Consider the following 22392-nt stretch of genomic DNA (forward strand, 5'->3'; position numbering starts at 1 on the left):
GCCAGAGCCACGACAAAGGTGAGGATCGTCGTCGCGTCACCGGCGAGAGAGGCAGGCAGGAAGGGGAGGACGGTCTCGAAGATCGTCTGCCAGTCGAAGTTCATTCGGATACTCCGGTTGTGGGGATGCCGCGCCCGAGGAACACGCCGCTTTCGATCTTGCGGCGGCGCTGAAGCCCCGGCAGGACGATAAGTTGTCCGTTCACCGTGGCCTTGTCCCAGACGAGGAATTGCTGTGCGGCCGAGCTGTAGAGGCGCTGGTTCAGGCGGCGCACGAGGGTCGAGCCCTTGGCCGCGTTGGTGCCGACATTGAACTGCCAGGAGAGCAGGGCGCCCTCCTGGTAATCCGTCAGCGGGACGGTCACGAACGCGCGCAGCTTCGCTTGCAGGGTCATGACCGTGTTCTGCAGAAGGTCGAGGGCCTGCGCCTGGGTGATCGGCTTCGTCGTCGCCGTAACAGGCGTGCCATCACCGAGGAAGCGATTGCCGTAGCCAATGGTCCAGTAATTGGCCGGGCAGAGATAGGGCTTGAGGCTCAGCCCTTCGAAGTCGTCGCGCGATATCAGCGCGAGTGCGATGTCGATGCCGGTCATTGCACCCACCCCGCAAAATGAGCGCTCGCATAGCCGAACGCGATGCCCGTGACGACGAGCGCCCATTTCGCCCATCCCCTGAGATCACCGAGCTTTTCGACCTTGATCGCCACGGCCCCGATCGCACTCAGGGTTGCTTTCTCACGAGCTTCCGCGCTGGCCTTGTTCTCGCCGTGCATCTGCATCAGCTTGTCAGACAGCGAGCGATGTTCGAGACGGATCTCGACAATGGCTCCCTCGACCGCGCTCAGGCGGCGCCCGTGATCGGCAAGGGTATCGATAGGAACGGCATCAGATACGGCGCTCATGTCGCCTCCAATAAAAAAGCCGCCCGGTGAGGGGCGGCTGAAGATTTGAGAAAATGGGCGGCTAATGTGATATCGCTGCGCCGGAAACACCGGTCCACGCGGTGCCATTGTAAAGCACGTTGACGCCTTTGGCGCCGCTGCCGATGTAGCAGTCAGAGCAGTAATGCTCAGTGCCTGCTGGCGGCGATGACGGCAGGCTTGCAAAGGTCGTCGGTATCATTCGGATGCCGCCACCACCGCCAACCGCAGTGTTGATAACCAAATCCCCGAAGGAATTGGTTGAAAAATATGCCCCCGTGCGGCCTCCACTGAAAAGCAGAACGCTGCCGCCTCCGGTAAGAACAATATCCCCTCGTGAAATGGTGATCTGCTGGGTGTTAAGGGCACCAGATAAAGATCCTCCTGCCAGGGGAAGATACGTGGAAGTAGCCTGAGATTGCGTAAGATAGGTGGACGTAGCCTGGGCTTGCGTAAGGTAGGTAGAGAGCGCAGAGTTAAGGGCAGCGCCAGTGACGTAGCCGCCAAGAGTGCTATCCAGCATACTGGACGTGATGTAATCCGACTTGATTCCGGCTATGTCGGAAGCATTCGCCTGTTCTGCTTCTTTAGCGCGCGACGTTTCCGTCTGAACGGCTGCGTCAACATAGGTCGATGTTGCATAGGTCGCCGCTGCCGCCTCAGAAGTCAGATATGCGGTGAGAGCGCCTGCCAGTTGGGACTGCGTTACTGCGCCAGCAATTCCGGCCTGCATTGTCGCGAAGGTGACGACACCCGATCCGTCTGCGTTGCGCGCCGTCCCAAGCGGCGTATCCAGTGGCAGACCATTGGGAGGCACGAATTGCGGCTTTGTGCTCTGAGCCCAGGCCAGAGAGGGAAGGAGGACCGATAGCGCGACAACGCGTCTCATGATTCCGGCTCTTTGTATGAGGGGATGTTTGCATTGTTCCACCAGCCGCCCGTTGCGGGGGCTGAGGTCGGCAGGGTGGCCAGCCAGGCCGTCATCGTGGCGCTGTTGACTGCACTGATATCAGCGCCGGGCGCAGTCGGCGGTGAGGCGGCAATCAGGGCCGGTGTTGCGCTCACCGAGATCGACACTGCGACTTGATAGGTGGCGCCGGAACTGCTCAGTGCGCAGACATTGACCGCTATGCTGCCAGCCTGCGCCCATGAGAGCCAAGCCGTCGCCGTTGTGCCGCTCAGATAGCTCCATGCCTGCGTGCCAACGCCTCCCGTATCAAAGGCAAAAGCCTGGATTGTTTCACCCGGAGCAAGGAGTCCCGAGAAATCGACGCTGTAATCAGCGCCGCCGTTGAGGTTGCTGTCAGGCCACGCAAGCAGAGGTTGCAGGGCCATTCCACGCAGATTCGCTGTCGCACATCCGCCGGGGCGCACGATCCGCGCTGATGGGCGCCAGGTCATTCTGGTGCCGCGCCGTAATAATGGGGCGCGACGCTCGGCTCGGTCGCTCCCGTGTAGGTGCTCCCGATGGGGTAGGCAGACGACTCATCAAGGACGTAGCGCTCCCCCTCAAAGAGCCAGATATCGCCCTGTCCATCCCAGATGATGCGATTCACGACAACGTTGCTGGCGTTGACGATCGCATATTGTGGCGCGGGCTGAATGGTTTGGGATGTATTCGAAGATGTATCAGACATTTCTAATCCTCTGCCTAACCGTGTCTGTTGAGAGCGAAGACGAACTGCCAGTTGAAGAATCGATGACCGGTTTCCTGGTCAGTAGGGCAGTGCTTCATAAGCTTCGATGAAGACCATTCCCCATCCGCCCGTTCCGCCAGTCATTGCTGGGGAGGTTCCGGATGTAGCTCTATTGGAGCAGGCGCCACCGCCACCTCCGCCGTAATTTCCAAACAGACCACTTTGCCATGCGCCTACCGACCCCCCGCCAGCACCGAATTGGGTGTTCCCGCCAGCGCCACTTAGGCTATAAAAATACGCACCGCTTTGAGGGTTAGTACAGAACCCCGCCTGCCCGCATTGCCCACTACCAGCAAATACAAGCGTTCTATATCCATTCGAGAAGCTAGGCATCCCCCCACCGCCGCCAGGTGGCCCAATAGTAGAATACCCGCCGCCATTGGCCACCCCGGCTGCATATCCACCATAGCAGGTGATGAATGCGCCTACCGTGGTATTCCCGCCAGCGCTGCCTGGCGTCCCTCCTCCGCCTATTCCCACCCAAAGATTGGTGGCACCGCTGGCAAATAACTGGTCCCAGGTAAACCAGCCCTCGAAACTGGAACCACTACCGCCCCCACCACCAGACGCCCCTTCATAGGCGTTCATCTGTGGCGTGCTTGCGCCACCGCCGCCACCTGCGACAGCGCGGATACGGAAGATCAGATTTTTATCCTGGCGGGGAGGCGTATAGGTGCCAGAACTCGAGATGAAGGAGGCCAGCGACACCAGCTTGCCCGGCGTTGCAAAGGCTGTTGTGGCAATATTTGTGCTTTTATCGCCATTGGCGACTGTCGGTGCAGTCGTGGTACCCGAGAACCCTACTGGCCCCCGCACCGTCTGAGTAGTGTTTATATTGGTGACGAGATAACTACCGGCGGCTTGGTAATTCCCGGCTGGTTGCACTACGTGCCAATTCCCCTTGCCGTCCAGAAAGGCCGGACTGCCAGTCGGGACGTCTATGCCTGCATTGACGATGCCCCCCAGATTCCCGCCAGCATTGGCCACAAGTCCTGCGAACAGGTTGACCCACGACGCACCCTGAGCGCCCGGCGTGGTCAGGTTGTTGTCGGCAGTCGAAACCCAGAAGACGCCGAGAGTGGTGGGGTCGGCGACGATCGTTTTGGAGGGGTAGCCACCAACTTTGTTCGCGAAAGAACCGTCGTATGGCAGCACAAGGCTTGAACGTCTTAGAGCTGCGATCAGATTCTGCTCGAGGGTCGCGATGCTCTGACTATCGCTCGCGTTCTGCCCCATATCAGCAATGATCTGGCCAAGGACTGCGGCCATCAAGGTGCCCTGCAGCCAGGTCTTGTTCGCCTGCTGGCTAGAGGCTTGACCTTGGACAACACCGTTGGCGTATTGGCCATTGGCGGCGAGCGCCGATTGATATGCTGCGTCTGTAAGGACATTAGCGCTCGCCCCAAAGGCAAACGGCAGGAATCCATTTGAGCCAGCCATAAGCCATCTCCAGCAAGTTAGTTGTCAGTTGAATGTGAAGGTGACGTTCACCCCCATGGGCCTAATGGGGAGGTAGCCGCCTTCAAGTATGGCCTGCAGTACACGAGAGATTGGTGCCTCGACCGCGAAATTGACGGCCATAGATCGCTCGGTTACGGAAATGGGTATCGCGTTGTTGCCTATCGCCGTTTGGACGATCGTTAAGGCGGTCGGCAGAGAGCCGTCCCATTGATTGCAGAGTATCTTGGCGCGAATTACCTGCCGATAATCGGCGTCTACCAACGTCGTAACCTCCGTTTCAGGGTCGCCGATCTGGTACCAAATCCCCTGATCCCATCCGAGGCCATTCGTATCCCATGAGAAGTACTGCTCTATCGGAAGGGCAGCATAGCGCGAGATTCCAACCCAGAGGCCGACTGCATCGAGCTGAGCACCCACGGCATTATCAAGATCGTAAAACTCGCTTGCCGATGAGGCCACATTGATTTGATCAACAAAGCCCTCCACGCTCGCCACGATGGTCGCGACAAACTTCGGGCTGCTCTGATGTTCAGAAGTGATTAGCGCAATGAAGTCGCTGACGCTGGACATTTCAGGTGGTCCCAGATGCTACGATGTTCACGCTCGAAGTCGGACAAGAGGGCAGCGCGTTGAAAGGAACAACCACGTTATTAGTCGACATCGCACCGCCGTTTGCGGCCATCTGAATAGAGCTCAAGTCGTAGGTTAAACCGCCTGTTCCATCTGGCAGGGATGCCTGCGCGTAGAGGCGCGTCGTATATATCGTGCTCCCCGCAGTCTGCGCCTCAATATAAGCCGAAATCTGAGCGGCTATCATGCTGCCTATCGCGTCGGTGTACCCAGAGAGGGCCGTAAGATTTAACTGGACAGCGATAGGATACGAAGCGGGACGAAAGAAATTGATTGTCCTGCTGATGCCGGCGCTGTCTGTTATCGTTTCCGTTGTCGTACCGTAGGTCGGCGTCCCCATGGTTTTCTTATTGGCGATAATCGTGGCAATCGCTGAGGCATCTCCCCCCTCAACGACAACGGCAATGCTGTTCGCCGGTATGCCGTTGCTGTCTGTCTTCGCGGTATCGTTCTCGTACCCTTCGGCGACTGAAACGCCAGGAAGGGCAAGAAGGGCACCCAACAGCCCATCCATGACCGTTTGACTGGGAAGCATTGTGCTGGATGCCTGCTGAACTCTCAGGGAAGCATCGGATTGTGTCGGACTGCCCGGAGCGGATGACGAAACATTCGTGACGTTTGACCAGCCCAACGTTGGGGTGTTGATGACTGTCAGCGTGCCAGGGCCGAGCGAAATTGCACCAACAGTGGTGCAGGTGGCCGTCACGGTTGCTGAGCCAGAAGACGGAATTACCACAACGGTTGGGAGCGACCATGTGTATCCAAAGATGGTATCTCGCACACTTCCGCCTGAAATAGTCTTGCCGACCGTTCCGGTGATGATGACGTCGCAAGTAGAGAAGCTCGGCACTGATCTCGTCAGCCCATTGATCTTGACCACGGAAGATAGGCCTACGCCCTGCGCTGTAGCTGGCGAAAAGCTGTTGAATGCCGCTATCATCGAGGCGTTGGAGGCATTGATGGCCTGGGCAATGATACCAATCCACTGGCCATCCTGCGTGCTGTTGTCGAGCACGACATCAGATCCGAAAATCCCCTGATAGAGTGCAGCCAAGCGCGCAAAGATGGTTTCATAATCGGGCGCACTGATACCTTGAGCGCTCACAGTGCATGCGAGCTGCGAGATGTTTGAGGTGGAAGCCATCAGGTGCCCGTCGAGATATTGGTGCTGCCATACAGTGTCCGCACCGTTGCTGAGATGGTCAGAGCGCGATTGACTAGCGTACTACGGTAAGAGGTAATCGCTTGCACGCCCGGGGTTTCGAGAATGCGCTCTTGAATGACTGAGTCGTATGTGGGGGTGGTTCCACGCCCTAAGACTCGCGTGGACCATGGCACGCCATCAGAGGTATCCGCGAACCATTCGCCCAGCCACAGTTTCAAGCGGGTTTCGACTAACTGCCCGACCGCAGCGGCGGTGTTCTGCTCAAACGCGGCTTGACCGATGCCGAACTGCATATCGCCGTTGGCATCCATCATTCGCAGGCGCATGAACTACTCCGGCTTTTGTGTCGTTGCACTGCCCGACTGCACGCCAGGATGAACATGGCCCGACAGGGAGATGCCTTTGGCTAGGACATCGCTATCTGAGGAAACTGTGCCGCCGCTTACGGTCAATCCGGATGAGGTAAGCCGCATAACGCAGCTGCCAACCGTCATCGTAATCGCATCGTTCTGGAGGTCGATGACCGCGCCTCCATCATCGGAACGTAGTTGAGCGGCCTGCTCTGAAATGCCCGGCAACGGGCGGGCAGAGCTCGTCAGCCCAACGAAAGCTATCCCGTCAGAGAGATCGTGCTGTCGAAGATCATAGGGCGTCTGTCCCTTTCCGCTTTGCCACCAGTCGTCGATGGACCTTGACGCGAAGATGACCAGACATTCGTCTCCTTGTTTTACAGGAAACGTAAGGCTGAATCCGCCCCCCCTTGGGAAGTAAAGCGGGCAGTGGGGAAGGCCGGGCAGATCGTGAGAACTGATCGACCCATCATCGTCTACCGCGGTTCCTTTTGCCGCAAGGGCGACCGAGGCGTAGGGGGCGCCATTGTCGAACGTAACCCCCTGAATTATGCCCGGTAGCGCCGTCCACATGCGCGCCTGGAGACTGTCCAGCCATATCCGCGCCTCTTCTTCTCTGTCGGAATAACGCTCTCGGATATCGGTCATCAAAACGCCCCCAACAACGAACGCGATTGAACCGCCGACACGTCGGTCGCTATGCAGGTTATGGTAGAATACCAAGGGTCGCCGCGCGTATCCCCAATATGTTCCACGAAAACAACACTATAAGATCCGGTCGGCGAGAGGCCCACAACGGTCCGGCGTGTGACTCCATTGTCAGTGGTGTACTCAAAATTGCCCCCGTCGGTCGCCCCGTATGAGAGGTCCGCTTGCTGCCCTAAAACCAGACTGTCGTTTAGCGTCACATTCACGCCAACTTGCAGGTCCGGGTTTAGAAGGCATGTCGCCTGTACGCCGCCGGGAACTTGCACTGGAATGCCGACCAACCCAGACTTTGGTGTCAATGCGATGCTTTTGCCGCCTGCGCCCTTTTGCATTGCGGTGATCTGATTGAAATTTAACGCTCCATCCGACACATTCCAGGCGCTGCCCGTACTTGTTCCAGCAACGCGGCAAATGTCGCGCGTCATACCGTACATCACCTTGGGGCGCGCTCCCGATCCAGATATCTCAGGGAAAGCGCCTGCGGTGATGTTATCATCAGCCATATCTGTCACGGCCTGCGACTGGACGTCTTTCCATTGCCACCCCGGGGCAAGAACCTGCTGGGTCGTGGCGGTGGCGTAAGATTGTTCATTGCTCGATGCAAAGATATCAATGAACGTGTCCACCGGGTTTTCGCGCCCGTGTCGGGTCTGAGCAATCGTTCCCGAGAAAATCGTGGCGGCGTTGCCCTGATAGCCCGCTGATAATACCACTCGGGTGAATTGCTTTTCGATAGCCTGTATGGTCGATGGGCTGGGATTATAGACCCTCGCTTGCAAGACGCGTGGCGTTTGCTGAGTGCCGTGAGTGATCTGAAAAGTCACCCGCAATGCAGACAACTCTATACCTGATCCGGACTGCCCAGCTACTTGCAGCGAGCAGACGCGCAAGTACTGCCGAGTACCGCTCATGACGTAACCGCCAAATATAGATGTGACGCGACGCCCAGATCAGCAAATGTGGGCACCGCATCTGAATCGCCGTCGGTTACAAGATACAAGCTTACTCCCAAGCCCAGATAGGCATATTGAGCGAGGAGATCAGCGCCGGTTACGAGGGGAATGCCCACCACGATCGGATTGGCCGACGTGTCATATATGTCGAGCAGCCAGCCGCCTTGGTCGACGTTCTGGAAGGTGAACCGTAGGCTGTAGGTCGAGCCGTTGAAATCCGTCGAGAACGATTGCGGCGCGCTAACGAGCGGCACTTCATAGAAGGACGTCGCCATAGGCATACCACGCATTTTTGGGAGACTAGGGTTAGATAACCCGCTGCTTGACCAAAGTACAGAGTTATATCGCGTTTGCAAAATCAGCCCGTTGCGCGGGTCCGGGGCTCCAAAACGAAAAAAGCCCCCAGGGCGAACCATGGGGGCGTCAGTCTGGCATCAGACCAGATCACAGTAGGGAGTTTGGTCAAGCGGGGCAAGGAGAAGCGAGGGCAGGGCTCTTTGAAGCACTCGCCTCAATACCTGCGCGCCTTCCGCGCTCTCTCTGTGTGCTCTCCCATAGATCGGTGAGCATTCGGGCGGCTCTCCGAAGCGTTCGCTCGCAATTATCGAGATTGGCGACGTCGGCTTCCTTGCGCAGCCTCAACTCAACCGTGATGATATCGCCCAAGCATTTTCCAATATCCTCAGGCGCCATGTCGTCAGTTGTCGAGGCCGCAGATACCGCCAGCGCGCTCATGACGCTGCCTCCTTCGGGCGGGAGAAAGGGACGGGGGCACTCTTGCCGGGATAGACACCAATAAGCAGCTTGATCTTTGCCAGGCCCCGAGCGGTGAATACGACTTGAGGCTTTGCCTTCACGTGGCCATCGCTGCTCGTGTACTCGAAAGGCTTATAGTCGAGCAGGCCCGCTTTCTCTTTGTCGGCATAGCCCATCCAGATTTTCTTCGCCTTATCGCGATAGATCCAGTGACGCGCGTTGCATTCCTGGATGAATTCGTCACGGGGCCATCCGCATGACTTCGCAGACTGAGTGAGCGTGTGAAACCCCTTGAGGGAGGCGAGTGTGTTTAGGGCCTCCGCTTTGGGTAGAAGCTCGGCGTTGACACTTTCGAGCGCGATAACCTTCTCAGTGTAGCCGAGAAGGGCAGCCCTCATCGCTGCCGGGTCGTTAAGCAGAATCATCGGGTCGACTGACTTGGGTTCCTCTGCCTTGCGGAAGTACCCGTTCACTAGCTGCCGCTGCACCTGCCACGCGAGATCGTCTTTGAACGACTTAGCCAGCATGGGATAACCGGACTCTGTAATCAGGACCAATCCCTTAGGAGCCGTAAAGCCCAACTCTCGGGCTTCGTCCGAATTTCGGACGAAGTAATCCTCCCCTTCGACAAAGCGCGTCTTGTTGTCATTGAATCGCTTGCGTGCCGTCCCTTCCGGACGCTGGTGCACTGCATCGACCATTGCGAGGGTGACGACGCGCTGCCCTGCATATTCCAGCACGCTGACCGGTTGATTGCAGATCATGATTTCGGTCATGCCACGTCTCCTTTACGAAAGCGCTCGAGCAGAACAGAAGATGAAAACCAACCATCACCCTCAAGGATCTCTGCGACCTCCTTATCGAAGTCAGCGGCAGCGTATTCGCCTTCGGCCCTCATCTTGCAGGCCACCACGATCTCGGCGATCACCTGGTTGCGGCGTATGGCTTCCTTGGTAAGCGCCTCATGCGACAGGGAGGCGAGCCAGTCTGCATCCGCCAAAGGCTTTGCGCCATCAGGCGTATTCGTGCTATCTGCGGTCATCGCAGTGTCCTTTCTGGGTCATTGTTCAGAGGCATCGGGGGATTGTTTGGCGACGTGCCCCGATGCCTGCTTTTCCGAAAATTTGAGCCCGATTTCGATCAGGCGAGTAATTGCTTCATTCCGGCTACGACAACCGGAAGGGATCCCGTATGCGTCAATCCGTTCGCAAACCGACGCCCCGATGCGTAAAGGGAAACGCTTAATAGGCTCCTTCGATATGCATCCGTTGCCATATCCTTTTACCGCGGCCAATGTGCTGTCCTCCGAAGTGGCGCCAAGATTGGCCCACGTCGATGAATAATGCATGTATGAACTGTGATGTCAATTGCAATGTCACGCAACCACGTGCTGAGTCGCTAAGAACGCGAATGTCAGGAGACGACTATGGCTCAGTCACCCGAGAAAGCTACGACAGAACGACGCATACACGTTTTGCCCGTGGAGCTGCTTGAGCGCGTCCGGGCCTATCAGAGCGACAATGGCATAGCGTCGGAGGTTGAGGCAGTCCGGCGTCTGCTGAGCGAAGCCCTCCAGGCTCGCGATTCCGTCGAAGACATTATGAAGCAAGCAAGAGCACAATTTCAGCGGGATCGAGATCTCCGGGCTCTCGCGAGGGACGTTCTCAGCGGCCACATCCTCGTCAAGCAGATCGAGATAGGTGATAGCACCTTGACGTTCCAAACAAGGTCGAACGAAGTCGGGCAAATATCGCGCGACGGCACAATGGCGATAGGCACTTCCGATGAAGATGGGAGGTTTTATGACCTAACGCAATGGCCGCTCAAACCTAAGCGCAACGTATCAAAACCGTCGGATGATCTGGATGCAGAAATCCCATTCTAACCGGCCCTGAACCGGACTGAGACTGGCTGACGAAACCGGACGCTAGGATAGAACTCGCATACCAAACCCGGCAAGAATGTGGCATCATCTTACAATCGCTGGGGAGATGTGCGGGCACATGTCGTATTCAATCACAATTCGTCGTCCAATTCTCGCTTGCGGGATCTTCCTTGCGCTCTCTACCCCGCCGACAATGGCGCAAGACAAGGCCGATTACGCAAACGGAGATGCGTCCAACGGCTTCAGCCCCCAAGCCTATCCCATGTCTCAAAATGGTTGGGCGAGGAATGGGTTCACGCCGGAAGAGCGCGACCAACTTATGGCGGCGGGCCTACCTAGTGGCGATGAGGCCATAAAATGGATGTCGATCACGGGCGAACACACGAAGATGCCGCCATCCACCGTTGGGGAATATTACCGGGCGGGGCAGCAATACGGCTTTGCTGCTGATGACCTAAGGGCGGTGTTCGACGCAATTGCTCAGAATCCCCCAAGGGAGTCCTTGCCTGATCAGGAGATCTATCGTGAGGCGGCTGCCGTCCATCGAGGCAGCAACGCCACGGCGCTTTATCGTGATTACACGGATTTGGCCGCAAAAAAGAAGGTCGAGGCTGAGACCTTGGGAGCGATTGGGCAATATGGCTCAGAGGTAGTCAAGGCCTGCGGCGGGGCGCCGACTGATCTACCGTTGGTGGCGGCTTTTGATGATCCATACGCCCCCAAGGGCAAGTGCTTCACAACCACTATTGCGGTTCGCTGGGGGCAAAAGCAGTGGCTGGATGAGCACACGCTTCTCATCACAAACGCCATGCCAGGGACCGCAGAAGTCTATCCGGCAATCTTCAATGATCCGAAAGGTCATTTGAAGTACGGAAGCCGCGCTCTTGTCGTCGGAAGCGATCCCATCACCTACACCTCTGTCCTAGGCGCGCAGACGGTCGCCCCGACCTTCGTGGTGGTGAAGTATCTGAATTGAGGGTGAGTTTGTGCGTACGAAATTCGTCCGTACAAACGAAAAAGCCCGGCTTTCGCCGGGCCTTCTCTACGTCGCACCAAAGCTTGTTATGGCTCGGCGGCACGACGGCCTTCCAGGAAGGTCTTAGATGCTGATCTGCCTTGCGGCTAGAGAGCAGCGCACGGGAGTAAGATCACCGCCTGGAAACTCGTTGTCAATGATCGCGGACTGGCGAGTAAGCGCGTCTGACTCTGAGGCATGCACTCGCGAGCGAGCGATAAGCAATGCGATTTCGAGTGCCCATTTTGAACGGGGTCCGCTACTGTTCAAATTGAACATATGGGGGATTCCGGTGGCAGCTTCCGAAAAAATCAACATCGAACGCTTGCGCGCGATCTGGGCGTTGGTGGTGTCCGGTAGCACGGAGGGTGAGCGTGACAACGCGCGAGGTCACGCCGAGAAGCTGCTCGAGAGACACGGACACTCGCTCTCTGATGTTCCTAAGCTTCTCAAACGCAAAGGCACTCGTCGAAAGACAACGACGCCGCCCGATTGGTATGATCAGTGGGAAGACCAGGTGCGCCGCGAGAAGGAGGATCTACAACGTCGGGAAGAAGAGGCGCGCGAGGCTGAAAGGAAATCTTGGCATGCGAAGTGGCAGGCTGAGCATAAGGCCGAATACGAAGAGATTCTTGCCCGATTTGGCTCCTCGGAGCAGGTGTTCAAGTTGAACGCAATGGAAGAGGCGATCTTAGAAAGCGTCAAGCCATGGCGCTTTGTCGATAAGACAAGCCATCCGGGATACGAATTCGTCAATTGGCGGGGCCGCTCCAGAGGAGACTTGGGCGATTGGGCAGATGACATCTTGGACGCAATCAAGGGCGCGGTCCCAATGCCACAAACGTTGGCGGAGGCAATGGCAGAGGCGGATGTTTGGGATGCGCTCGGGCACGCCCGGTGGCTAGTATCAAAATATGAGACGTGGGACGCCATTGAGGAAACGTTCGAGCCGCCAGTCAGTCAGCGCGATTGGCTCATCAGAAAACTGGCCGACCGCGATATGCCTGCGGAGACCTTGGAGGACGTAATCCATCGTACTCGAAGGCTTGCCAATAGGGGATACCGCGACGATTACGAACTTGAACTGCTCCTTGCTGATTTAATGCGAGTGCAGAGCGCAAGTGCCGCCGGTAAGGTTGAGGACCCCTGCTACCGCCAACGGGAGGATGTTCAAAATGAACATCCAAGGCCTCCCCTCAGCGCGCGAGAAAGGCGTGTTCAGATTGAACGAATTCTTCAAACGGAAAAAGGGAGGGCAATGTCTCTGAGGCAGATCGCTCGCATGTTCGGCGCGTCACCAGCAACAGTGCTTTCCATCAGAAACAAGATCGAGCAGAGCGCCCCCTGAAGGCGCAGTACCCCATCTTGTCTCGCTCCCCGGCACTGTTACTGATATGATTGCGGCCTTCTTTGCTGGCTGGAGCGCACATGAAACGTCGCCTACTGAGTCTCGCTTTAGGGCTACCTTTCAGCATCTCGTTCGCCGCGAGCGGGCAGGGATACCAGACGCCTCCGACGCCCTTGTCCGGCTCTCCGTCGCTTTCTCCCTGGGCGCTCGGCATGGTTCCCTCGAACGTTTATAGCGCAGCTCATTCGGTCACAGGCGATCCGATCGTTGATGCGATGCCGATGCCTGCCGGTGTTTCTGTCCCTGACCCATCTCGCGCTTTTCCCAAGGTTGACATCAAGGCGGCTTGCTCGGGCATGCCCAGTCAGAGGCAATATGCTATATGCATGAGCACTGAAACGACACTGCGAGGCGAGTTGTCGCAGCGATGGGGCCGAACATCCGCGGCCGTGAGATTGGACTGCCAGGAAAAGGCGAAATCACGCGGGTTTGCACTCTATTACACGTCTTTAGCGACGTGCATCATATCCGAAGGCCGGGCGCTGGAGCAGAAGCAGGCCCAGAAAGAGTACGACGACCGGCATGGAGCGTACCGCGGGGCGCCGAGCAAGCCCGCGTATCCGGAGGAAGCCCTCGAAGACAGGGTGTCAGGATATGTCCAAACATCCTGTAATATGGCTCAAGGGAACGATCGTTTGTGGCGGGCAAAGGCGTGTCGCGTCCTGTCTTCAAGTGGGCGGCGGGATTTTGAGCAAAGCGTGTTGGATGCAATGTCCAGATCAACTTGGTCAGACGATCAGTTGCCTAGCACTATAGATAGCGGTGGGAATATGGTGACGACCAACACCTTTTCAACGAACTAGTCGTTAGCGGCTTGCCAAACCGGAGACACCACCGAAGACGACGCTGAGAAGACTCTGCGGCGGGTTAGCGACCGGTATCAGCGCCCGAGTTCCGCCTTTTTGCACGGACGCTGTATCCGCCGGGTTCTTCTGATTTTCCAGCGCTCCAACACTCGCAGTTTGAGTGTTCACAATGAACACCTCCACACACCGGCATGTCACAAACATCGAATACGCGGTGTCTGCGGTCGTCTCGGTGCTGACCTCCGCGATCAGCATGTTTTTGTAGAGACGCTTTCCCGTGACGATGGTGCAGAGCTGACGAGATTCCTGGAGCTGCAGGAGCGTCTGATAGACCTGCCTGACATAGCCCTCGCCGAAGTTGTCCATCAACCCGGTGATTGATGTTGAGTCGGTAAAGTCCGAAGTGAGCGCCTGAATGCTGCTATTGGACCAACCGTATTCGAGCTCAAGCTCAGCTGGCAGCTTGTAGGCGTGGTCCGTGATCGCGGCCCCTTTCTGGACTGGCTGCGCTGTTATCCCAAGGGCATCACGATGCCGCTCCCTGATGGCGAGGTCAGGGATCACGGTGATTGGAGACACCGGGTTCCCATTCTCATCATTGACATCACCAGCGCCGGTGATTGAGCGGCTTCCCGTGAAGAGAAGGGAGGCCAACCCGAAGGCGGACCCGATCGCTGAGATTGCTTCACTCACATGAGCCTCGTTTTCGCGTTGCGGACAAGATTTGCACTCGCCTGATTCTGAGCGCGCAGGATGGATTGCCCTGTCTGTTCAGGATTATGCGAGCCGTTGACCGTGATGTGGTTGGTTTGAGTAACCGTTACTGGCTTAGCGCTCGCGATGCTTGTCGTCTCAGGCGCTTTGGGCCGCTCATCAACTCTAGGCTGAACGTGATCCATTCTACTTAGAGCGAACTGATATTCTTTGTCCTTGTATGGGTCGTATCCGTTCTCTCTTTTCGTGATTGCATGCATCAGCTCGGAGAGTTGCCCGGCGTTGTCAGGATCTAGGGCCTGAGTTGCGCTCACGTGCATAGCGTTGGCCACAGAGGTGATGTAGCTCGCTGTGTCGTTGTTATCCGAGCTAGGCGCCCACTTGGAGATGATGCCCTTAACCGTGTTGATGTGATCCCGGCTCATGTATAGTCGAAGCTGGTCCGCCATTGCGTTCAGGCCGGCCTGAGGTGTCGCAAATTCTGCAAATCTAGGGTCTGCCGTGCCTGCTTCTAGGTGCGCATCCTTCTGCCCAACAAATACCAAATTGCCTGGGTTGTTGTTCCTTATTCCCCGAGGCATGCCCAGCTTATCCGCCACCATGCTTCCGTAGGTTCTCACCATCTTCTGGAGTCCGGGCGCTTCGTCCTCTGCGTCCTCGTGCAGGGCCGCTCTCGTCTCCTTCACATCCTTCCACGCCGCAGCAAAGCGCCGATGAAGAAGATCATCGAGCGCCCTGGCCACCCCACCAATCAGATGAACGGTCTGCAAAAACGTGGTGCGCAATTCGTTGCGGAGGAAGGTGACGAGAGGCGTGAGCCAGCGCTGAGCGCGGGGCCACATGTCATCGAAGAGCACACCAATCTGATGCAGGGCATCCATTGCGGCGTCGATGCCGGGCTTCCACTGCGCCCAATCGATCAGGGATGTCCCGCCTGCCTTCCACGTCTTGTAGTCGTCGTAGAGGGCTATGATTGCTCCACCGATCGCGAGCAAGCGTCCGAGCGGCGTTGCGAGGAAGCCTCTATTGAGCAGCCTCCAGGCAACCCCAAGCGCGCCGATGGTCACGATCCACGTGCGTGTGCTCTGATCAAGGTTGTTGAAATGGTCCCACAGGTCAGAGAGGATACCGACGCCGCGCCCGAAAAGCTGAGCTAGGGCGTCTCCGAGGGCCAGAACGAAGCGCGTTGCGCGCACGATGATATCGGTTATGCGGTCAAAGTTATCGAGCATGAGCTTGCGGAACCGGACGATATCACCCCCAACGCCTCGTTCGAGCGAAATGGCGACCTTGTCGCGCAGCGCCTGAAAAACGAGGCCGAGCGAGCGAAGCTGCTGCATGAACGTCGCTGACGAGCGCGCCGCCTGGTTCTGATCGACGCCAGCCCGGCGGTAGATGTCTCGGTACTCGTTGCCGAACTGACCAAGCCCGCGCCGCATGGCCTGAAGCGTGTTTTCATCGATGCCCAGAACCCCGGCCTGGGCTTTTGCTTGATAGTAGGGCTCCGCTTGGAACTGCTTCGCCAGATCCTGCATAACATCGGCGGTATCGCGCAGCTCACCGTGCGTGTCGCGGGTCTGAACGCCCAGGCGTGCGATGAATGATTCACCGCCCGGATTGGAGCGCAGGAAGTTGCCCATGGCCTGAAGGCTGCCACGAGCGGCCTCTGCGCTGCCTCCCATCTGCCCGACCGCGTAGGCAAAAGCCTGCATGCCCTGTGCGGAGGATTGGGCGCGCTGGCTGGAGTAGTAAAGCTGCTCGTAGGACTGTGCGACCTTCGCGACCGAAGCGACAATGCCAGTCAGCGAGCCGACAACAGCCAAAGCGGCAGTCTGCGCGCCCTTGAGTGCCTGTTCGAACCTCTGCTCGCCAGCTCGATCTACCGACCAGCCAAGGCTAACCAGAAATTCTCGAATGACACCAGCTTCAGCCATATTCAGTCTCTCTTTCGCGCGGCTTCACTGGCCCGGAATTCGTTTTCGGCCTGGCAGTCCAAGGCGTCATGCAAGAGTGCGATCTGGAGTAGGGTAGTTGACCCGTCGTCCAGATCACTGATGCGCAGATGGCGGGTCATCACCGGGCGAAGGAGGTAGTCTTCGTCATCCGGGAGCCTGACAGCCTCGTAGCTTAGGCCACCGCCGCGTCGTTCGAATCTGACGGGGCGGTGGGCATAAAACCCGCCAGATTGTCCTGCACCACGGCACCGGCCAAACGCAGCATCATCTGCATATCAATCCAGTCGTAGCGGAGCTGACCGCCGGGCAGCGCGACGTTGCAAACGGTGCCGTTGTCTCGATATTTCACGACTGACAAGCACGTATCGAGAACATAGTCACAATCGGCGTCGGAAAGGTTTGCGATGGAGGAGGCGACCTTCGAAAGGTCGACGTCCCCGCTGCTGGTAATTCCGGGCAGATCGCTCTTGCCGCCATTGCCGACCATCGCGGCGAAGAGCGGGGCCAAACGACGCGCAACATGGAACTGCTGCCGTGCGCTCAGGCGCCCCGTGATGAACGCCTTCTCACCAATTTCGATATCGGCCATTAGCTGTAAGTCCCCAGGAAGCCAGTGATTTTACCGGACCGGAATGCCCACGTGACCGTCCCGCCATCCTGAGCGTAGTCGAGGTTGGGCTGACGCGTGAAAGCGCATCCAGCACAGACGATGCTGTCGTCTGAGTTGTTCTGGTTGATCGTGATCACGTTCTTGCCCCACGCTGCCGAGGTGATGCGCTGAGCATTGTAAGCAGCCATCAGGATCGCATTGTAGGGGCTTGTCTTGAGAAGTCGGACAGTGACCGACCCCGCATTGCCTGCGTGAAGGGAGTGCATATAGGAGCCATCAGCGCCGACGGTGAGGTTCGTTTTGTCGCCTTCCATCTCGATTGAGATGCCTTCCTCGCTCGCGCCTGCCTCATTTCCCATAGAGCATGCAAGGCCGACACCGACGATGGACGCGGTTACGTCGAGGAACGAATAGGTGGATCCAGTAGCCATGTTTCAGTTCCTCAATTGACGATGTTGACGAGCACGTTCGAAGAATGGACCGCGCCCGCCAGTTTACAGGCAATCTGCATCGTCACGGCCTTGCGAGCGGCCCGATCAGCTGCGCTCTGGGATGCGATAGGGGGCTTGTAGATGTAATAGCCGTCGGTCAGCGTATCGCCCGTATTGATCGCCCCGATCGGCGGCCCCTCCCATACGCCTGGCGCGAAGAATCCGTTGGCGACATAAGCTTGTGAGACGCTGTCGTAGTCAGCCTTGAGCGTCGTCATGCCTGCGTCTGTCTGCGGTATCTTGGTCGCAGCGTAGAGCCTGTTGAAGCCTGCCGTCTGGAGGGAATTCTGGTAAGCATCTGCCCCGATGCGAACGTCGATGAACGTCCCATTCGACATGACGCCCTGCTGGATGATCGCGGTGCCATTCTGGTAGTTGACGAAGTAATTGCAGTTCTTCGCATCCAGCGCGTTCGCTTGCGTCTGGCTTAGCGTCTCAGCAGCAACCCCGGGCTCGCTCTTGAATTTAAGCGTGATGACCGAGTTGTTCGCCGTATAGTCCACCGTTGCATTGCGACCGAAGAGGGATGCCGCTGCATAGGGGCTGCTGCTCGAATACTGACAAGCCGTGCGTGACAGATTGGCCTGCTTAAGCAGATACGCGAGGTCGGTGGTCGATGTGGGGTCCATCGCGCCAGCCTCTTGCGTCGTCACGAATAGCGTGCGTGAGGGGGAAAGCCCCTCTATCATCTGGGCAGCCGCGACGACTGCGCTATCGGCAGGCGCGGTGGCGAGGGCGATCACGCAGCCATACCAGTCTCCAGAAGCGCTTGCGAGACGAGCGATCGTATCGGTGAGTGCTTCTCCCTGACGCTCTTCGCCCACATAGAGCGTCGAGGGCTGGGGCGACTGCGAGAAGAACATGTCTCCCGCCAGATATTCCGGCACTGTCGTGCCGAAATCCTCCGCAAGAGCGGCGAGGGACGTGTAGGCGCGCAGGTTTTCAGTGGCGCCTAATACGCCAGAGGAACCAATCACGAGGAGTGCGCCGAAATTGCGCGTTCCGGCGGCTGTCGGTGATAGCGTGACGGTCACGCTGACGATGTCTGATACTGGCAATCCGGCGCTCATGACGCAGCATTCTCCGTGTTGAAGGTGTCGGTAGTTGTTTCCGTCTGGAATGTCCCCTCGGAGGAAAGAACGCTCTGCAGCGGATAGGTGCGGACGGCATGGCGCCTGATCCGCAAGCGTATGTCTGTTCGAGGCAACCACTGCTGATTGACAAGTGACGGCAGTCGATCGATGCGGCCGATGTCCAGCATGGCCATGCCGTTGGCCTGCAGAACGCCTCGGTTGACGCCAAGCGTCAGTCCGTCGCGCAGGCGAGACGCAAAGCCCGCCCCGTTCGGCCCATAGAATGAGGCGAGCAGTTCGAATGTCTCATGCCTGCCGACATCAATGCTGCCGTCCTGGTTGACCGTCTGATAGGCATTAATGTCATGAGACTGGCTCACAACCCCGAGCGCACACCAGTCGGTATCTGGGGGAGGCTGTTTGGGCGGGCGCGGTTGCCAACGCCTGCGCACATAGTCTCGTGGCAACCCGGTAATCGCCGCGACAAAATCGCCGAGCAGGAGATCGAGTGCCGCATCCTGATCGATATTCTCGGCTGAAGAAGGAAGAACGGCTCCGGTCGCGCTGGTCATAGATCAGTCCTCGTTCTGAAGCGCCAAGAGGGCGCAGCGCGCAACAGAGAACCCTGCACCGAAAGCGCCCCAATCATCGACCGAGACGACTGTGTAGGTCTTGTTGTTGGCGATGATCTCGTCCGCCGAGAGCGCCCCATCTCCAGCGAGAAGATTGAAGCGCGAATATAGTGAAATACCACCGGAGAGCCGTTCTGCATCAGGTAGGCGCAGAAGCTCCTGGGACGTGATCGGCACAGCGACGCCGTGAAACTCGAAAGTCGTTTTCTCGACTGTCGCCTCTCCGCGACCGTCCGTACCATCCTGCATGCGCGTCACGATAATCGTCTGACAGAAGTCCGGATCATCGAGCAGGTCTGCGACGTCCAACATGGGCATTATCGGCGCGTCCTTATGTCACGGATCACGTAAGTGACGTGGGCTTGCAGGTCGCCGGTGTCGATAAGCGGCTGCGCTAGTTCCGTTGAGGGCGCCATTCCTGCGCGCCGGCTCTGAAGTTCCTGAGAGGCGCCGGTGTCTCCCACCTTCTTTGCTCTGATGCGGGCTTTGAGTGTGGCGTCTGAAAGGGGAACAAAGGGGCCCACATCCATCTTGTCTTTCACCGCCGCTTCAGCGCTCAATCCGATAGCGGCCAGCGCCGTCTCAACGGCAGCAGCATCCCCACGAAGCGCGGCTTCTCCTGCTTTGCGCAGCCGATTGATCGACTGCTGTTCCACCTCTGCCACGCCGGGCACCAGGAATGGCCGTGCGGGGAGATTGCGGCTGGGATCGCCGGTTTCGAGCACGTATCCGATCAGCGCGTTGCTTGCGTCTCCGCCCTCATTTCTCTCAGCATTCTCTTCCGGGATGCCGACGAGAACGCGTTTCGATGTCAGCGCAGTCACAGCCTTTCGCATCTCGGTCAGGCGATTGGCTTTGATTGTCACCCCCGTTTTCACAGCTGCGTCCCTCCCGCCCCGAATAGGCTGACGAAGGCCCAGTATTGGCGTCCATAGGATGTCGTATTCCAGAACCCGGCGTCGTCATAACCGCCGATCGACGTATCGTAGGACTTCGACAGGGGGCCGACACTCTTGGACGAGATGACGCCCACACCTGGTGTCGCGCCTCCTTGAACCGCCGCAGCAGTCTGCGCGCCCACAGTCAGCTGATGAGCCACGAACAGACCAATTCCGAGATTGGTGCTTGCTCCCCATCGCGCCTCGTCAACGAAAGACCTTCCTATCTGCAGCCATAAGGAGATGGTCGGCGTCGGAAAGCGCGTAGCATCGCTGAATTCAGGAAAGAGGGTGAGAAAATCCGAGGCGGTCATGCCGCTGTTTGTGACGCCCGCCACGACGTCTTGGCTGCTGGTCAGGCCTAGGTTCGGCTGTGTCTGCATCGACTTTTCCTTCGAAAGCGCTTGGGACTGCAAGACTGGCCGCACAGCCGTTCGACTGGATTTCCGAAGTGCAAGAGCGCGCCCCGGCGAAGACGCACCTTTCCCGCACGCTCGGATGCTCCGCCTCGCTCTCGCTCAAATCCAGCCACATCGGTGGATGGACATGATGCTCGCGCCCGTCTTCCCTTTTGAGGAAGAACGGGTGCTGGACGATAACGAGAGGCATCCCTCAGATGCCGTATCGGCTGCCGGTCGTCTCGGCATAGACAAACTCGACCTGGCCCAAGAGTGACCAGTACGTCGTGCGCAGCCACATGTCCTGGTAGGTGATTGGGGTCTTCTGTAGCGGCACCAAAGGATAGCGAATGAGGTTCAGATCCTTCGTATAGGCGAACATCATGTCTGCGCCGCCCGTACCCCGACCGATGCACCATTTGCACGGCAGGATCGATAGGCGCTCACCAGTGCTCTGGGTGTAGGGATTGTTGACCCGCAGATATTCGAGGATCGACTGCGTGCCTGCACTCGAAACCGTTTGGTTCAGAAGTGAGAACTGAGCCGGGGGCATCAGAATATGGGACGGGACGTACTTCCACCCGGACGTCGCCCAAACGTCGGACTGAAGCGCCAGCACATCGGCCTGGATCTCTGCTGGCGTGTTGATCTTGCTCGCAAAAGAGGTGCCGTTGTTTGCGCCGGTGGCCGCAACCTGCGACGACACCGCTGCCGGGTTGTTCAGCATCCCGTAGGCACCCTGGAAAGACGGCTCACCGATGTAAACCATCTCATCGATGTCCATCTGGTGCTTCAGATTGATCGCAGCCAGCTTTTGAGCATCGATGGGGCGGCCCAGGCGCATCGCCTTCTCGAGCTCTCGGTAGGTGTACTGAAGCGTTGAGCCCCATTCACGCAGCGGCTGCGCGATCTTGTCGATATCAACCTGTGCGGCGGGGATCGCCGTGCTTTCGGCACCGATCCAGTTCTTCCCAGCAGGGTTAATGCCGCCAACGCTTCCGAACGAGGAGCGCGTGAACGACGACAGATCATCGGAGACGCTTACGTCCTCGCGGAGGTCGATGTCTCGCCCCCACGTGACCATGGCCAAAGGCTCGTGAAGCGTGGGATCGAGGCGTTCCAGCTCGCCGATAAAGAAGTTTCCGACACTGTCCATGGTCGCAGCATCGAAGGTGAAGGCACTGTCCAGCGTCCGGGCGCGAACGATGGACGGAGAGGAAAGCGCCGTGGATGCGCCGCCCTTGACGGAAGAAGTCAGCATGTAGGGATATTCCATATCAAGATGGGCGCGCTCAGGCGCCGCGGTAAGGGGCGATTTACTGGAGATTGAACGAGATCTCGGTGATGCCGTCCGAGCCAGCTGGCCCTTCGAAGCGCGCATTTGGCAACTCGATCTGGTTTCCTGCGGTCGCATCAACGGTCGCTTCAAAGCCCCCGATGAACTCCCCGGTTCCTGGATTGGCTACTCGCACATAGACTGGCGAGCCCTTCACCGGAGTACCGGCCCCGTTGAGCACAACGCTCATGAACCCGCGGCGGGCAGTATCCTGAGCGCCCCCATTGATCTGAGGGTAGGCAGTGCGCCCGGTATTGGTGACGGCCCTTCCGGGGTACGACCGAACGAGGAGCCCTGCGATCTGCGATGCAGCTTCGCCGCCGGTCAGGGGAGTGATCTGGCCGGACCCATTATATTTGACTGGCAGCCCGAAGCCATATGCCGACCAGTTTGCGGCCGGGTCGAGCGACTCTGGCGTGATATCTCCCGGTGCGGGTTCGCGCGACAGTGTGCCGGCATAACCGGTATCAATGCGGAATTTGTAAGCGGTCAT

General features: G+C 58.0%; 30 protein-coding genes. 3 read left to right on the forward strand and 27 right to left on the reverse strand.

The features are described 5' to 3' along the window. Positions 1–100: 100 nt before the first annotated feature. From WFJ47_RS15320 to WFJ47_RS15390, 15 genes are all read right to left on the reverse strand, one after another. Complete coding sequence (locus tag WFJ47_RS15320; protein ID WP_336764139.1) at positions 101–592, reverse strand: lysozyme; 492 nt, start codon at positions 590–592, stop codon at positions 101–103. Then, entirely contained in the window at positions 589–900 is a 312-nt protein-coding gene (locus tag WFJ47_RS15325; protein WP_336764141.1) for a hypothetical protein, read from the reverse strand. The genes WFJ47_RS15320 and WFJ47_RS15325 overlap by 4 nt, the downstream gene beginning before the upstream one ends. Before the next feature lie 61 nt (positions 901–961). Further along, positions 962–1807, reverse strand: coding sequence for a hypothetical protein (locus WFJ47_RS15330; RefSeq protein ID WP_336764143.1), 846 nt, complete (start codon positions 1805–1807; stop codon positions 962–964). Then, positions 1804–2319 (reverse strand): hypothetical protein, encoded by a 516-nt coding sequence (locus WFJ47_RS15335; RefSeq protein WP_336764145.1) that lies wholly within the window; start codon positions 2317–2319, stop codon positions 1804–1806. The genes WFJ47_RS15330 and WFJ47_RS15335 overlap by 4 nt, the downstream gene beginning before the upstream one ends. Then, the gene (locus WFJ47_RS15340) at positions 2316–2555 is read right to left on the reverse strand and encodes a hypothetical protein (protein ID WP_336764147.1); all 240 of its coding nucleotides are present in this window, start codon (positions 2553–2555) and stop codon (positions 2316–2318) included. Before WFJ47_RS15340 ends, WFJ47_RS15335 begins: the two co-directional genes overlap by 4 nt. A 78-nt stretch (positions 2556–2633) precedes the next feature. Beyond that, on the reverse strand, positions 2634–4055 hold the full coding sequence (locus WFJ47_RS15345) for a hypothetical protein (RefSeq protein ID WP_336764148.1): 1422 nt from the start codon (positions 4053–4055) through the stop codon (positions 2634–2636). Positions 4056–4079: 24 nt separating this feature from the next. Then, positions 4080–4646: a DUF2612 domain-containing protein gene (locus WFJ47_RS15350; protein WP_336764149.1), complete on the reverse strand. Its 567-nt coding sequence runs from the start codon at positions 4644–4646 to the stop codon at positions 4080–4082. Position 4647: 1 nt separating this feature from the next. Then, entirely contained in the window at positions 4648–5850 is a 1203-nt protein-coding gene (locus WFJ47_RS15355) for a baseplate J/gp47 family protein (protein ID WP_336764151.1), read from the reverse strand. Further along, complete coding sequence (locus WFJ47_RS15360) at positions 5850–6197, reverse strand: hypothetical protein (protein WP_336764152.1); 348 nt, start codon at positions 6195–6197, stop codon at positions 5850–5852. Before WFJ47_RS15360 ends, WFJ47_RS15355 begins: the two co-directional genes overlap by 1 nt. 3 nt (positions 6198–6200) lie before the next feature. Next, positions 6201–6869, reverse strand: a complete 669-nt coding sequence (locus tag WFJ47_RS15365) for a Gp138 family membrane-puncturing spike protein (RefSeq protein ID WP_336764154.1) — start codon at positions 6867–6869, stop codon at positions 6201–6203. Next, positions 6869–7840, reverse strand: a complete 972-nt coding sequence (locus WFJ47_RS15370; RefSeq protein ID WP_336764156.1) for a hypothetical protein — start codon at positions 7838–7840, stop codon at positions 6869–6871. The genes WFJ47_RS15365 and WFJ47_RS15370 overlap by 1 nt, the downstream gene beginning before the upstream one ends. Beyond that, positions 7837–8157, reverse strand: a complete 321-nt coding sequence (locus tag WFJ47_RS15375) for a phage baseplate plug protein (protein WP_336764158.1) — start codon at positions 8155–8157, stop codon at positions 7837–7839. Before WFJ47_RS15375 ends, WFJ47_RS15370 begins: the two co-directional genes overlap by 4 nt. A 187-nt stretch (positions 8158–8344) precedes the next feature. Beyond that, the gene (locus WFJ47_RS15380; RefSeq protein WP_336764159.1) at positions 8345–8617 is read right to left on the reverse strand and encodes a hypothetical protein; all 273 of its coding nucleotides are present in this window, start codon (positions 8615–8617) and stop codon (positions 8345–8347) included. Next, complete coding sequence (locus WFJ47_RS15385; protein WP_336764160.1) at positions 8614–9414, reverse strand: phage antirepressor KilAC domain-containing protein; 801 nt, start codon at positions 9412–9414, stop codon at positions 8614–8616. The genes WFJ47_RS15380 and WFJ47_RS15385 overlap by 4 nt, the downstream gene beginning before the upstream one ends. Further along, entirely contained in the window at positions 9411–9680 is a 270-nt protein-coding gene (locus WFJ47_RS15390) for a hypothetical protein (RefSeq protein WP_336764161.1), read from the reverse strand. The genes WFJ47_RS15385 and WFJ47_RS15390 overlap by 4 nt, the downstream gene beginning before the upstream one ends. A 384-nt stretch (positions 9681–10064) precedes the next feature. Between WFJ47_RS15390 and WFJ47_RS15395 the strand changes: the two genes are divergently transcribed. The 3 genes from WFJ47_RS15395 to WFJ47_RS15405 all read left to right on the forward strand — a co-directional run bounded on the left by WFJ47_RS15395 (position 10065) and on the right by WFJ47_RS15405 (position 12886). Beyond that, on the forward strand, positions 10065–10523 hold the full coding sequence (locus WFJ47_RS15395) for a hypothetical protein (RefSeq protein WP_336764163.1): 459 nt from the start codon (positions 10065–10067) through the stop codon (positions 10521–10523). Positions 10524–10641: 118 nt separating this feature from the next. Continuing rightward, positions 10642–11499: a hypothetical protein gene (locus WFJ47_RS15400; protein ID WP_336764165.1), complete on the forward strand. Its 858-nt coding sequence runs from the start codon at positions 10642–10644 to the stop codon at positions 11497–11499. 331 nt (positions 11500–11830) lie between these two features. Then, the gene (locus WFJ47_RS15405; RefSeq protein WP_336764166.1) at positions 11831–12886 is read left to right on the forward strand and encodes a hypothetical protein; all 1056 of its coding nucleotides are present in this window, start codon (positions 11831–11833) and stop codon (positions 12884–12886) included. Positions 12887–13752: 866 nt separating this feature from the next. Here the strand turns inward: WFJ47_RS15405 and WFJ47_RS15410 are convergent. From WFJ47_RS15410 to WFJ47_RS15460, 12 genes are all read right to left on the reverse strand, one after another. Next, positions 13753–14445, reverse strand: a complete 693-nt coding sequence (locus WFJ47_RS15410; protein ID WP_336764168.1) for a phage baseplate protein — start codon at positions 14443–14445, stop codon at positions 13753–13755. After that, positions 14442–16400: a hypothetical protein gene (locus WFJ47_RS15415; RefSeq protein ID WP_336764170.1), complete on the reverse strand. Its 1959-nt coding sequence runs from the start codon at positions 16398–16400 to the stop codon at positions 14442–14444. Before WFJ47_RS15415 ends, WFJ47_RS15410 begins: the two co-directional genes overlap by 4 nt. 2 nt (positions 16401–16402) lie before the next feature. After that, the gene (locus WFJ47_RS16580) at positions 16403–16540 is read right to left on the reverse strand and encodes a DUF6889 family protein (protein WP_023977182.1); all 138 of its coding nucleotides are present in this window, start codon (positions 16538–16540) and stop codon (positions 16403–16405) included. A gap of 53 nt (positions 16541–16593) precedes the next feature. Beyond that, positions 16594–17010: a phage tail assembly chaperone gene (locus tag WFJ47_RS15420; protein WP_336764171.1), complete on the reverse strand. Its 417-nt coding sequence runs from the start codon at positions 17008–17010 to the stop codon at positions 16594–16596. Beyond that, positions 17010–17462, reverse strand: a complete 453-nt coding sequence (locus WFJ47_RS15425; protein WP_023977184.1) for a phage protein — start codon at positions 17460–17462, stop codon at positions 17010–17012. Before WFJ47_RS15425 ends, WFJ47_RS15420 begins: the two co-directional genes overlap by 1 nt. An 11-nt stretch (positions 17463–17473) precedes the next feature. Next, positions 17474–18592, reverse strand: a complete 1119-nt coding sequence (locus WFJ47_RS15430; RefSeq protein ID WP_336764173.1) for a DUF3383 family protein — start codon at positions 18590–18592, stop codon at positions 17474–17476. Continuing rightward, complete coding sequence (locus tag WFJ47_RS15435) at positions 18589–19167, reverse strand: LIC_12616 family protein (protein WP_336764175.1); 579 nt, start codon at positions 19165–19167, stop codon at positions 18589–18591. The genes WFJ47_RS15430 and WFJ47_RS15435 overlap by 4 nt, the downstream gene beginning before the upstream one ends. A 3-nt stretch (positions 19168–19170) precedes the next feature. Next, entirely contained in the window at positions 19171–19545 is a 375-nt protein-coding gene (locus WFJ47_RS15440; protein ID WP_336764177.1) for a hypothetical protein, read from the reverse strand. Next, on the reverse strand, positions 19545–20093 hold the full coding sequence (locus tag WFJ47_RS15445; protein WP_336764179.1) for a hypothetical protein: 549 nt from the start codon (positions 20091–20093) through the stop codon (positions 19545–19547). Before WFJ47_RS15445 ends, WFJ47_RS15440 begins: the two co-directional genes overlap by 1 nt. An 8-nt stretch (positions 20094–20101) precedes the next feature. After that, on the reverse strand, positions 20102–20548 hold the full coding sequence (locus WFJ47_RS15450) for a DUF4054 domain-containing protein (RefSeq protein WP_336764181.1): 447 nt from the start codon (positions 20546–20548) through the stop codon (positions 20102–20104). Positions 20549–20777: 229 nt separating this feature from the next. Then, the gene (locus WFJ47_RS15455) at positions 20778–21944 is read right to left on the reverse strand and encodes a DUF2184 domain-containing protein (protein WP_336764183.1); all 1167 of its coding nucleotides are present in this window, start codon (positions 21942–21944) and stop codon (positions 20778–20780) included. Then, positions 21880–22392, reverse strand: coding sequence for a hypothetical protein (locus tag WFJ47_RS15460; RefSeq protein WP_336764185.1), 513 nt, complete (start codon positions 22390–22392; stop codon positions 21880–21882). Before WFJ47_RS15460 ends, WFJ47_RS15455 begins: the two co-directional genes overlap by 65 nt.

This window comes from Asaia sp. VD9 (genome assembly GCF_037150015.1).
Classification (GTDB): domain Bacteria; phylum Pseudomonadota; class Alphaproteobacteria; order Acetobacterales; family Acetobacteraceae; genus Asaia.